This is a genomic window from Paenibacillus sp. FSL R5-0887, assembly GCF_038002305.1.
Taxonomy (GTDB): domain Bacteria; phylum Bacillota; class Bacilli; order Paenibacillales; family Paenibacillaceae; genus Paenibacillus_AQ; species Paenibacillus_AQ odorifer.
This window is the reverse complement of record NZ_JBBOCE010000002.1, coordinates 2,397,730-2,410,290: the sequence shown is the minus strand read 5'-3', so window position 1 is coordinate 2,410,290 and position 12,561 is coordinate 2,397,730. Positions and strand designations below refer to the sequence as shown.

The 12,561-nt window shown below is 45.7% G+C and carries 7 protein-coding genes; 1 reads left to right on the top strand and 6 read right to left on the bottom strand.

Features of this window, described 5'->3' with window-relative positions; translation table 11 throughout:
• Positions 1 to 98 precede the first annotated feature (98 nt).
• Positions 99 to 530, bottom strand: a complete 432-nt coding sequence (locus MKY14_RS28505) for a MarR family winged helix-turn-helix transcriptional regulator (protein WP_081383619.1) — start codon at positions 528 to 530, stop codon at positions 99 to 101.
• Between the two features lie 243 nt (positions 531 to 773).
• On the opposite strand from MKY14_RS28505, the gene MKY14_RS28500 reads away from it, so the two are divergent.
• Positions 774 to 2,471 (top strand): methyl-accepting chemotaxis protein, encoded by a 1,698-nt coding sequence (locus MKY14_RS28500; RefSeq protein ID WP_076179211.1) that lies wholly within the window; start codon positions 774 to 776, stop codon positions 2,469 to 2,471.
• 77 nt (positions 2,472 to 2,548) lie between these two features.
• Here MKY14_RS28500 and MKY14_RS28495 read toward each other — a convergent pair whose 3' ends face one another.
• From MKY14_RS28495 to MKY14_RS28475, 5 genes are all read right to left on the bottom strand, one after another.
• A complete protein-coding gene (locus MKY14_RS28495) occupies positions 2,549 to 4,564 on the bottom strand; it encodes a bifunctional diguanylate cyclase/phosphodiesterase (RefSeq protein WP_038573706.1) in 2,016 nt (671 codons plus the stop codon).
• 233 nt (positions 4,565 to 4,797) lie between these two features.
• A complete protein-coding gene (locus tag MKY14_RS28490; protein ID WP_076124007.1) occupies positions 4,798 to 6,456 on the bottom strand; it encodes a hypothetical protein in 1,659 nt (552 codons plus the stop codon).
• Entirely contained in the window at positions 6,449 to 7,255 is an 807-nt protein-coding gene (locus tag MKY14_RS28485; protein ID WP_036682032.1) for an ABC transporter ATP-binding protein, read from the bottom strand. The genes MKY14_RS28490 and MKY14_RS28485 overlap by 8 nt, the downstream gene beginning before the upstream one ends.
• Before the next feature lie 693 nt (positions 7,256 to 7,948).
• Complete coding sequence (locus tag MKY14_RS28480) at positions 7,949 to 11,677, bottom strand: S-layer homology domain-containing protein (protein WP_340977883.1); 3,729 nt, start codon at positions 11,675 to 11,677, stop codon at positions 7,949 to 7,951.
• Between the two features lie 73 nt (positions 11,678 to 11,750).
• Complete coding sequence (locus MKY14_RS28475) at positions 11,751 to 12,521, bottom strand: hypothetical protein (protein ID WP_340977881.1); 771 nt, start codon at positions 12,519 to 12,521, stop codon at positions 11,751 to 11,753.
• Positions 12,522 to 12,561: the final 40 nt, after the last annotated feature.

The window sequence follows — 12,561 nt, the reverse complement described above, 5'->3', positions numbered from 1 at the left end:
GCAGCCAACGAACAAAAACAGCAGAGCAGCGATTCTCCAATAAGGAGAACCGCTGCTCTGCTGTTTTTATAAAGATATCCATTCCGAAGCTTAGCTGACTAACGCTCCTGGTCCTCGATCATACGGTAATACTCTGCAAAGTTGCGTAGTTCTTCGGGCTTCAGTATGGATAAATGCTCCGCCAGCAGTTCTTTGGACCGGAAATGTCCTTCTTCGAGCACCTGCTGACCTTTTTCGGTGATCGTCACTACAACCGCTCTCCGATCCTTCCCATCCGGCTCACGTTTGATATAACCCAGCACCTCCAAACGGTCCAGCATCACCGTCACCGCACTGGATTTGACCTCCATACATTCTGCCAGCTGTACCACCCGCGACTTCTTTTCTTTCGCTATCATATTTAACAGACCCATCTGTGGCACCGTAAGTCCGAGTTCTTTGTGCAAAGACATTTGAGACATAATCTTACGCTGTACTCTCCACATGGATAGTCCTAGACGATCTATTAACGGATCTATTTGATGTGGCATATTTGTTCAACCCCAATCCGTTTTTAATAACTCAAGCGTACCATTAGAACTGGTTATGATTCAATGGTTTTGTCTACTAAACCATTGAAAGCATGATGGAAAGCGCAAACTTCCACCATTCTCCAATTTCCGACACAGAAATACTATATTCCATGTAAGGTTATAAGCATATCAATACGATATAATCGTAGAGGTGAGAGCTATTATCACTGAGAACATAATTTGTCAAGGTTGGTGCGAAGAATGAAATTAGCAACTAAATTAACTTGGATGATGTTCGTCGTCTTACTTCTTGTAGGATCATCCATCGGGTTTTTCGGTTACCGTACAGCTTATAAGCAAGTAGACGAAGCCGCAGGTATCGAATTGGTAGGATGCGCTAATATTACAACCGGCCTGATTGACCCCGCAGACATTTCCGCATTGTTGGCAGGCGATCAAAGTAAACTGGAGGCTGTAGAGGATCGAATCGGTTGGATTGTAGCACATAAAGCTATTTTTAAAGAGGCATTCATCTTATCCTTAGACGGAAAAGTACTTGCCGCAGATTCAAGCTTCCAGGCTAGAGGTTATAAAGCAGGCGATACTTTTTATTTTTCAGATGAAGATAAGCAAATGATTACTGAGCATAAGCATTCCTCCTACTCCAAGGTTTATACATACGAAGGTACCTCACTTAAGACAGGGTACGGCCCCATCTATCAGGATCATGATCCGTCTAAACCTATAGTTGCGCTGATGGCTATTAATTTCGATGGCTCCATAATTCAAGAACGAACTCAAGATATCATTGTTCAGCCTTTTATTATCGGTGCTTCCATTCTGGTTATAGCTATTGTGGCAGCTTATCTGTTAATCCGCCGAATGATTAGTCCGTTAACGAAGCTGTCCAAAGGGGTCAATCTTGTTGCACAGGGCGACCTTACTCATAATCCTATTTTATTCAACAGCAAGGATGAGATTGGTACATTAGCCCGTGATTTCAATGACATGACCCAAAGCCTGCGCTTACTTATTACCGAGGTCAATGAGACCTCCATGCAGGTAGCCTCCTCTTCCGAAGAGCTCTCCGCCAGTGCGCAGGAAACCAACCGGGCCGGTGAGTATAGCGTCAATGTTACGATTGAGCTTGCCGATAGCGCGAATTCGCAGCTGCAGAATATGGAGGGTGAATATAAGTCTGTACAAGACCTGTCTCATTTCATCACAGAGATTGCAGGCAATGCAGATAACGCAATGAATAATGCGGTCAGCAACGCTAATAAAGCGCGTACAGGCCGTGAGGCAATGGATTCCACCACACAGCAGATGAGAGTCGTAAGTGACAGTATTACCGACCTAGCACTCATTATTGAAACCTTGGGTGGTTATTCCAAAGAAATTGAAAATATCGTGGGTACTATTGCCAGCATCGCAGAAGAAACCAATCTCCTGTCCCTGAATGCAGCGATTGAAGCCGCAAGAGCTGGAGAAGAGGGAAGAGGGTTTGCGGTCGTTGCCCATTCCGTACGTAAGCTTGCTGAGCGCTCAGCCCATTCCGCTGCGCAAATTGGCCAACTGGTCAACATCATCGTAAACCAGATGGATCAGGCAGGAGAAACTATGAAACGCTCTACAGAAGAGATGGAGCACGGCAGAGAAATGATTGCCACGGCAGGCCAGTCCTTCTCGGAGATTGAAATGTCTGTCTCGGGAATGGCCTCACAAAGCCAGCAGATCTCAGGAACGGTTCGCCAGCTTTCGCTGATCTCCGACCGTCTCGTTACAACCCTTCAGAATATCGTAAATGTCGCTAATCAGACGGCCAGCAGTGCAGAGACATTATCCGCTTCCTCAGAAGAACAGCTTGCCGCAATGGAGGAAGTTGAGTCCGCAGCAGCTTTCCTGTCCTCCCTAGCTGAGAAGCTGCAAATTCTGATTGAACGATTTAAGGTTTCTTAATAGCAAAGGGGCTAGCATCCAAGCAGAGATATTCTGCTTAGACGCTAGCCCCTTATTCTATGTATTGAGATCATCTGCTACGATACTGCTGTATTCGCTATAAACCACTGGCCCAGCTCATGCACCGGCATTGGCCGCCCATAATAATAACCCTGCATCACTCTGCAGCCTAAGGATTGCAGCAGCTCAATCTGCTCTGGCGTCTCCACACCTTCCGCCACGACCTCCATATTAAGATTGGTGGCAATCGCAATGATATTACTGATAATGGCTTTCTTGGAATGCATCTTGCTCTTACGAATAAACACTTGATCAATCTTGAGTGTGTTAACTGGAATCTCATCTAAATTACCAAGGGATGAAAAGCCTGTCCCAAAGTCATCCAGTGATACCCTTACCCCAAGTGCCCGAAGTCTGGAGAGCTGCGCAACCGTCTCTTCCATGTTATTCATCGCAATGGACTCTGTAATCTCCAGTTCAAGGAAATGCGGCTCTAGACCTGAACGTGTGAGTGCTTCTTCTACAACATCGTATAAGCCCCCGCCCTCAAACATCCGTGCTGACATATTAATAGAGACTGCGACATTTGCTATCTCTTCCTTATGCCAAAGCATGTTCTGGCTGCATACATCATGCAGCATCCAATAGGTAATCGGGACAATCAGTCCCGTTTCCTCTGCAATGGGAATGAATTCAGCCGGGGAGATTATCCCATGTTCAGGGTGCCGCCAACGCAGCAGTGCTTCAAGACCCACGGTAACGTTCATATACGAATCCCATTTTGGCTGGTACACAACCATAAACTCGGAGCGTGCCAGCGCTTTACGAAGATCCTTCTCCAGCGACATCCGTCGCAGCTGATGGCGGTTCATCTCCTGATCGAACACACTGAATTTATTCTTACCCGAATCCTTAGAGGTATAAAGAGCTGTATCGGCTGCCTTCATTAACGCTGAGCGGTCAGTTCCATGCATAGGGGTCATACTGATCCCCACGCTTGCAGTAACATATAGCTCATTACCTTGAATGCTGTAGTATTTCTTAAGCTCATATAAAATGTGCTCTGCTTCCTCTTGCGCATCCTCCACAGTACAATCTGGAAGAGCGATCAGGAATTCATCTCCGCCCAAACGAAAGACCTTGCCCTTACTTCCTACAGAGCGTCTTAATCTTATAGCGACCTCTCGCAGTAACAAGTCGCCTATATCATGTCCAAGCGTATCATTAATCGACTTAAACCGATCCAGATCCACAAAAAATACGGCGCCAGATCTACTCCCGAAAAATTCATCTTTAAAATAACGTACCAGGCCATGCCTGTTCGGAAGATCAGTTAGTGGATCATAATAAGCCATCCGTTCCAGCACATGCCGGTCCAGAAATACAGCACCACCAGAAATCGCAAGCATAAATAGCGTTACCAAGGACACTCCCATTAAAAGAATAACATCAGTCTCCATAAAAAAAGTTGTATTGCCTAGCAGACCGTTATATTCAAAATGAGTCGCCCTTACACTCGTATAATGCAATCCAGTCACCGAAAATCCGATAAAGAGAGCAGAGTATAACTTCCAGCGGTTAAAACCCACATAGTCTTTAAACTTGTGAAATAGAAATAATCCGATAAAAGACGAGAGCATAACGAGGATTACAGCACATGTCTGAGTCCATATCTCATAATGAATCTCCGCTGCGATCTTCATGGAGGACATTCCGATATAATGCATAGCCGAAATTCCGCTGCCTAGAAGAACACCACTAACTATTAAACAACTTTTTCTTAAACGTGGCACAAACGTAATCCGGAATGCCGAATAGCAGCACAACACACCAACCAATAACGATAATACAGCCCTGCCTGGATAATAATTCACGCTAAAAGGAAAACGGCTCGCCATAATCCCTACATAATGTATCGACCATATGCCACTGCCGAGTACACATGCCCCCGATATTAACCATAAGCGACGAACTTTCCCAAACGAACGAGGGACTTGCGAGATCAGATTCAGCGCGGAATAAGCTGCAGTCGCCGCTAGCGCAAATGATAGTAAAACAATCCAAACGTTATAGTGGATTCCCATTTTATCCATTAGTTAACCTCTTCACCGGTTTTGAATACCGTAATCGCTGCAGCGTATTTCTCAAGTAAAAAATCAGTACACGAATATCAGATAAATGGAAGAGTGCGTAAAGATTATAGGTTATCCCTGAAAAGCAACTTTAGATGTATTCTACCTTGTATTCAGCCGATTGTCTAAGAAAATACTGGAATTTATACCCTTTTTTTATGTCGGCAAAAAATGTCCATATTTGACGCATTCACTCACCCCGAAAAGTTGGATATGTGACCTGTGGTTGATGGGGTTTTGGGGAAGGTCTTTCGCCATAACCATTGATTCAAAACTACCAGAACTAACAGATAGATGTAAATTCCTCCGGTAAATAAAGTGAAGACATAATGAATACCCGCCATCCCCATCAGCAAAAACATAAGCATGAAGGCGACTCCAGTATAATCCTTTTGTTTGGCTGCCTCATAACGCTCTGAAAAAGGTAAGCTCCGGGGATAAACACGAAAGCAGATGACTGAGAAAATCAGCATGGCGAATAATACCACTACTAAATCAGGTACAATGTGCACACCGAACAACAGAATGAACAATACCGCATCTACAGCAAATAAAGGCAAGACTAGCCGTAGCAATGCCGCCTTAAGCATCCCACGGTAAATAGGCGTGCTATCGGGTAAAGGAATCAGCCTATAAATCCAAGCTCCTTTATAACTTGTAGAGTAGCGTAGCATCTGTATTACAGTCTGCATTAACATCGTGCAGAAATAGATTAACAAGTACACTTTTGAACCTTTAAGGGAACCATCATAACTATTCTGCAATATACCAAATATAAAAATAAACGGGAATGCGATAGAAAAGCCAAGTGCAGGATAGACCTTCAGCTTAAAATCGCGCTCATTCTTCATCATGGACCAAGTAAACCGAAAGAAAATCCCCTCTGCCGGTTCCTTGCATACTCTGCGGGAGAGCCACTCTGCGATCTGGCCCTTGTCTTTTCCACCGGAGCCTTGCTCCGCCAGCTTTTGCAAATTCCGTTCAAACTGCGGCATCAGCTTAATATAGGCTGCGATCAGTACAAGTGGGGTTATCAAAGCCAGCATTGAAAGAATGAAGTAATAGGGTTCTCTAGCTCCACCAAGCAACAGTTCAAACGGAGCCGCGAACCAAACCGGAAAAATAAAGTACTGCCACCAAGCAGGATGATAAGCAGCGCCAAGCTCAGTGAGGTTGAACAACCGGGAGATGAATTGATAGCCCACCATTATTCCGATCGTCAAAAGGATTTGCGTATAATTTATAATATCCTTGAGCTTCTCCCCATCAAAAAACCGCATGATCATCAGGTAGAGCAGTGCAGTTATTACGAGGATAAAACAGTCTAACAAGACAATTGTCACCGCATACATCAGAAAAAAAGCGATCCCCTGCTTAAATAGGCTAAATACCAAAGATGGACCAGTGATCGACAATGTAACTGTCCCTAAGTAGAGGAGAACGTGGATGGTTTTGGCCATATTTAAGGTGGTACGGTTGACGGGTTTGGAAAAAAGAATATTTTTATCACGTAAATCAAGCATTACTGAAGAAAAGTCAGAGATCAGGGTTGTGGAGACAAAAAACATAATGATCCCAAAGGTTAAGCTCATTTGCAGCATATAGTGATCGTTGGATAGCGTTAGCGGAATTAATATTAAACCAAACAGTAAATAAATCCACTGTAATCGCAAGGGTGAACCTTCTTTAGCGTTCTCCTTTTTCTGCATACCTGCAAGCGCTGTAGGCGTTCTTCTTCCGTCCATGGTCAGTTTGATCTGTAAAATACTCCGCATGGTGTCGTAATCGACTCCAAATCTTATAAAGGCACCCCGCAGCTTATCCAACAGCCTCAGCACGAAGAAATCAGTCATAAGAGGATACCTCTTGCTCCTGCATGACCGCAACAAATTCACCAGCGATATCACGGTATTTATCAAATCCGGTTAATTGATTGAAAATATCTTCAAGCGTCCCTTCACGGCCTTTCTCCTTCAGCTCTGCAAAACTTCCGTCCGCCACAATATCCCCGCCATCAATCAAAATGATCCGGCTGCTGATTTTCTCAACCACATCCATGATATGTGAGGAGTAAAAAATGGTCTTCCCCCGTGCCGCCAGCGATGCAAAAATCTCCTTCACTATCATCACGCTATTAGCATCCAAACCACTCAGCGGTTCATCCAGGAATAAAATATCAGGGTCATGCAGCATGCTGGAGATAAGCAGCACCTTTTGCTTCATCCCTTTTGAGAACGAAGAAATCCGCATATCGTAAGACTTCTCCAAACCTAACAGTGTAGTTAATTTTTTGGCCTTGTAGTCCGCCTCCGCACGACCTAACCCATACAGCTCGCCAACAAAGGTTAGATACTCTCTTGCAGTGAGGCTATCATATAATTCGGCTACCTCCGGCACATAACCTATACGTTTCTTGTAAGAAACATCTCCATCGGCAATATCCTTACCGAAAATCTCCACTTTACCGTTATATCCTTCTACCAGACCGAGCATAATCTTCACCGTTGTACTCTTGCCTGCCCCGTTAGGGCCGATATAACCAATAATTTGTCCTCTATATACCTTAAGATCAATTCCCTTTAGCACCATTCGGTCTGTATAGTTCATCCATAAACCTGAAATCGCTATGACCGGATCGTCAGCTAAACCCATATCTCAGTCCCCTTTCTAGTAACTAATCAATAATGTGAAATATTACTACTTTATGTAATTATAATAATTGTATCATTTAGTAGAATTCTCTTCCATGATTTAGTCTGCTAATCTTATGTCTAGTTAAAAAAAGTGTGGCCATTAGGCCACCCACTAGAGATTTATAGCGAAAGGCAGCACCACCGATGCCACGAAATGGCTGTTGGCACCCCCTTTATTTGAGCAAACCGGACTAAGATCAGTGTACGTTTGGTCGGGTAGCATTTATAAGTAAGAGAGCGAGCACGCTATCGGACACAGCTGACCTTATACGCGGCTTTTTACCACATTTGGAGTGCTAAAGGACCCCATAGTCGCTATCAGCATGAAAAACACCCTAAACGCACCTTTTTCTAAGCGATAGCGTCGCTGGAGTCCGAAACTATGCCCCAAAGGCTGGAAAGTGGGAAATAACGTCATCTGGGTCCGAAAGCCGCGTCGATAATGAATGAACTGCTGAATCAAGCGGGCATGAGGGCATGAGGGCAAGCGGACAGGGCAAGGGCAACCAGCCAGCCTGCTAACAAACAAAAAAGCAGAGCAGTGATACTCCAATAAAGGAGGAACCGCTGCTCTGCTGTCTTAGTCAAACCAAGTCGCCGCATTCATAGTTGAACGCTACTTACGTGACGTCCGCTATGTCTTAGTGGCTGATTATTTGGATAGCAAATTGTAAATAACCTGTGCTGCTTCTGCTCTTGTAGTGACTTCTTTTGGATTGAGTTTACCGTTCGCTCCGGTCACTACGCCTCTCTCTACCAGCGCTTGAAGGGCTTCTTGTGCATAACCAGCGATCTGTCCAGCATCACTAAAGCCGGCAAGCGTGGCCGCTGTCTTCTCAGATGGCAGTTCACCTAGCGCTACAAGCGAGCGGTACAAGAGTGTAAATAGCTCCTGCCTAGTGATCTGAATATCTGGCTGGAATTGATTATCTCCCGAACCCGTTGCTACCCCAAGACGTTTAGCTGTAGCAAGATAATTCGTATAATACGTATTGCCTGCATCTGCAAAATTATCAGCAGCAATGGCATCCGGTGTGATGTCATAAGCCTTGAGCAACAAGACGATGAACTGCCCTCTAGTGATTGCAGCATTCGGACTGTAATGTTCAGCATCCGTACCAGATGTGATACTGCGTGCTGCTAAGAAACCTACTGCATGGCTATACCACGATGCATCTGGAACATCTGCAAAGCTCACCTGATTATATCCAATAATATATTGGGAGAAATGTGTGGTTACGAAATCTACAGTTCTCTTGGCGGCATTGTAATTTCCACGTACATTGTCCAAACTTCCAGTGCTGTTAATGTGATACACAATAACCGCATCTGACCGTTCTCCCGCTTGCAGCACATACGGTACGCTGATACGAACACTCCCCCCACCGAAGGTGGAAATCGTACTTTCACCCGCTATAACCGACAAGTCATAAACCGGTCTGTCTCCGAGAACAGCCTTGCCTTCTGCCGTTAATGACACCTTCGCGATTCTAACAATGATGTCTCCGGCATCTGAAGCTGCACTAATGCTCGCCAATGATTTGGCATCAAACGTAATCGTACCCACATTCTCATAATCAATGGTAATCTCCGCCTTCGTTCCGGCGGCTAACTCATTAATTATGCTTCTTGGAAGTATAAGATCAGCTGTTTGAGTATCCGAAGTAGCTGCAACTTTAATTTCAAGAACAGCTTTCTTCCCATCAGCTTCTGCCTTCTTAGCGAGACTCACAAATTCAGCAGCCGTTTCTTTTGTGATCGTAGCAGTAGTAACTCCTGTGGTTTTATCCGTTTTAGTTGCCGCTGTTGCTGACAGGTTCACGGTATTCCCTGCTGTTGCCGTAGCAACCAGTTGCGGGCTTGCTGATGGTGTTGGTGTAGTCGTGCTCGGTGTAGAATTGCCACCCGATCCACTTGTTCCACCTGTTCCAGGATCTGAAATAGGCACATAGGCCGGAACCACAATGTCAGTCGCTGGACTTGCCTTATAACCTTCTTTGGCTGCGTATCTCACTTGATACGTGCCCGGTATTAATCCTGTGATTTCTTTATCTGGTGCATACACATAATTAGTTACACTCGACAGCTTATATTCTAAGGCTGTCGTGGTTCCCGTAATTCTTCCATCGTTGTTCGCTGCTGAGGTAGGAGCAACTCCCTGCAACCCAGTTGGAGCTGCTTGTTCCGCAGTGAATGCTGGAACGATTACATCTGCTGCTCTACCCGCGTTAAATCCCTCTTTAGCTGCGTATCTTACCTGATAGATACCCGGCACCAATCCAACGATCTCTACATCTGATGCGTAGACATAATCGGTAACGGTAGACAGCTTATATTCCAGCGCTTTCGTAGTTCCTATAATTTTACCGTCGTCATTAGCTGCACTGGTTGGTGCTACACCTACTAATCCTGTAGGTGCCGCTTGCTCACCATATGCCGGGACTTCAACTGTAGCGTCTTTACCAACGCTGTATCCCTCTTTTGCCGCATATCGCACATTATAGAAGCCCGGAGTAAGACCAGTGATAGCCGCACCTGTTACAGGCTTATAATCAGCTTCTCCAACGCCTTTATACTCCTGTCCTTCCGCTGAACCCGTAATTTGCCCATCATCATTAGCTTCAGAAGTAGGGGCTACGCCTACCAGTCCTATCGGAGCTGCTTGTTGATGGGTGTAAGCAGGAACTTCCACACTTACGTCTTCGCCAGCATTATAAGGAATGATTGTAGGTCCAGCTGCGGAGGTTGGCCCTTGATAGCCCGATGTTGCGGCATATCTTACCTTGTAAACACCAGGTGCAAGCCCTGTGATGGCTGATCCCGAAACTGGGGTGTAAGCCTCGTCTCCAGCAAGCTTAAATTCCAATGCTGAACTGGTGCCTACAATTTGCCCATCCTTATTGTCGGCCGCAGTTGGTGCTACACCCGTAAGTCCTGCCGGCACAGCTTCGAGTCTGGAGAATATTTTATCCAGCGCTGTTGTAGTGTTATTGTATCTGGCTCCGATTGGGTAATTAGCCTGCACGTAATCCGGTTGGATATTCGTCCAGCTGTACATAAGTTCAACATGCCCTAGAATCGGTGTGTTTTTGCCTCCTGCATCCTTGTTGTCCTTGTTATAAGTGAACAGATATGGAACCTGAAGTCTGTCTCCGCTCACAGTGTTTCCAAGTCCGTCTACATAACTAATTACAGTTGGTTTAGCAGCTGTATTGTTTTCGGTCTTGATATTGGTCAGATAAGTACGAACCAGATCAACATAAAGCTGCGCATACGGATGATTGGTGGTTCTAATCTGAAGCTCATTATTATTATGCGGATTCGCACTGCCCTTAGTGCCGCTGTTGTTATTAGGCTCAGCAACGGTCACACCAGCATCCAGCTTAGTGTCGAAGAAGTAGATCTTATGGATATTATGTTTTTTGGCATATTCGTTGATATATTTAATCACCGCTTGCGTGTTAGGGCACCACGAGCCGCCTAACAAAATCGCATAGTTTCCCTCACTCGCTAAAATTTGCTTCAGCTGATGATAGGTCACATGTTCATAAACAAGCGTGCCATCCGCTTCGTTGAAGATCGTAGGTTTGCCCTCATTTTCCCCTTCATAGTTCTTATTAAATGCAGCCTTGATATAAGCCGACTCGTCGATAGTGTCATATCGGGAAGCGGCACCCAGCACCTCACTTACTGATGTTTTATACGCATTGACCTTCGCCGCATCAAGTGTTCCGTTCGTCAGGAACTCATTCCACGAATAGCTCTTATCCAGATAGGATACGACAGGAGCACTATTTCCCTGTGCATCCTTGTGATCCTTGTTGTATACCAATAAGAATGGAGACTCGAGCTTGTTAGCAGTCACAACTTCCCCGTTTGTATTGGTATAGCTGACATTGCGTTCTGGATCATCTTTGGAAGACAGATTTAAATTCTTCAAATACTTGTTGACCAGATCAACATATTTATAGGCAAATTTATTATTGCTGTCTGCAATCTGAAGGGTGTCCCCGTCCAGCTTAGTATCAAAGTTATAAATCGTAGAGATGCCATATTCCTTAGCTGCCTCGTTGATAAAGCCGATATCGGCCTGTGTATTCTCGCTCCAAGCGCCGCCAACCAGAACAGCGTATGTGCCTTCACTCTCAAAAAGATGAACGATATCTTCATACGTCGCTGTTTTAAATACATGGTTAGCATCATTTAGACGGTCATAGACATGACTGAAATAGTCAAACTGGTTAACGCCGCCTTGGGAAGAGGTTATCGCCTCTGCGGTATCCGGATTAGCATAAGCTCTTCCTGCCTGAGTAGGCAGGATTAGCAGGGAGGCTGCCAGCAGCAGCGTTACAATTTTTTTGAAGGTTAATGGTCGTATCATTATGTGCACCTCGCCTTAAATAGGTTTATGGGAAGAATGGGCTGAAAGGAATCCTGAATGAGCCTGCTGCTCATCAAGGACAAACCTCTTCCTCAGCGGCTGGTGCCGGTGCGGGTGCCTGAACCGTTTCCGCTGGAGCAGGAGCTGGTGCGCTGACCGTGGATGCAGGTGCAGAAGACGATGTTTTCGGTTGAGAAGACTCAACTACCGGAGCCGGGGTCGCCTTAACTACCTCTGTGGTAGAGAAGGTTATAGCCTTTTTGGAAGGTGTCTCCGTTGCTTTTGCTACGGGAGCTGCGGTTTCCTTAGGCTGTTCAGATACAACAGGAGCGGTGGTCGGCTGAACGGCTTTAGCGGTTACGTTTGCTTTTGGAGCAGTCGTAGGCGCAGCAGTTGGCACAGGCGTTGCCGCGCTGGTTTGCGGTTTAACAGATGCAGATACCGTTGTTGCAGCTGTTGCCGTCTTAGCGGTGTCCGTAGCCGGGGATGCAGCTGCTTTAGGCTGAGCTGCACCCGCTTCTGGAGCTGCTGAAGCCACAACCTTCGCCGCAGAATCAACAGCTGCGGCTGGGGCCGTAGTCGCTTTTGCCGTGACTGTCTCAGCTGCTGGAGCCGAAGCTTCCGGCTGGACAGCTTCTGTTACAGGAGCTGCAGTAGCTTCTGCCTGAACAACAACTGCTGCCGCAGAAGTAGCTGCTGGTAAAGCTGCTGCGGTTACTGCTGTATTACTACTCTCTTGAATGGGTGCTGCCTCTGCTGTTTTTTTGTTAGCGGATACCGCGGCATACGTCAATGCGGAGAAGACGATAGCGGCGGCAACCAAAGAGATCGAAAGCTTTTTCATATGTGTACCATCCTTTTCAAATAAAATAAGAAACCCCTTC